At 60.3% G+C, this 799-nt stretch carries 1 protein-coding gene; it reads left to right on the plus strand.

Annotated elements, in window-relative coordinates:
- Positions 1–48: 48 nt before the first annotated feature.
- Positions 49–678 carry an isochorismate family cysteine hydrolase YcaC gene (gene ycaC, locus ACE04F_RS11550; protein WP_486106788.1) on the plus strand — a complete coding sequence of 210 codons (630 nt, stop codon included), beginning with the start codon at positions 49–51 and terminating at the stop codon, positions 676–678.
- Positions 679–799 lie beyond the last annotated feature (121 nt).

Raw genomic sequence — 799 nt, forward strand, 5'->3', positions numbered from 1 at the left:
CTCGCTCCCACATTGGTTTTCAATACATCCATCCAAAGGAGTCATCCCATGAGCAACGTTCCCGCCTACAACCGCCTGAACAAAGACGACGCGGTCGTCCTGCTGGTCGATCACCAGACTGGCCTGATTTCCCTGGTCCAGGATTTCTCGCCCAACGAGTTCAAGAACAACGTGCTGGCCCTGGCTGACCTGGCCAAGTTTTTTGGCCTGCCGACCATCCTGACCACCAGTTTCGAACAAGGCCCCAACGGCCCGATCGTGCCGGAGCTCAAGGAAATGTTCCCGGACGCGCCGTACATCCCGCGCCCTGGCCAGATCAATGCCTGGGACAACGAAGACTTCGTCAAGGCAATCAAGGCCACCGGCCGCAAGCAATTGATCATCGCCGGCGTAGTGACCGATGTCTGCGTGGCGTTCCCGACCCTGTCGGCCCTGGCTGAAGGTTTCGATGTGTTTGTCGTGACCGACGCCTCGGGTACGTTCAACGAAACCGTGCAACAAGCCGCCTGGGTGCGCATGACCGCCGCCGGCGCGCAGATGATGAACTGGTTCTCGGTGGCCTGTGAGCTGCACCGCGACTGGCGCAACGATATCGAAGGCCTGGGCAACCTGTTGTCCCAGCGCATTCCCAACTACCGCAACCTGATGAACAGCTACTCGGCGCTGGCCGCCAAGTAAGCGCGCCTTGCTGGACGACGCCCGCCTTGTGCGGGCGTTTTTGTGTCGGGCCTTTGATGGTGGGCAGCTGTACTGGCCTCATCGCGAGCAAGCTCGCTCCCACAGGTGATTTGTGAACGCC

It is taken from the genome of Pseudomonas sp. AGC41 (assembly GCF_057334555.1).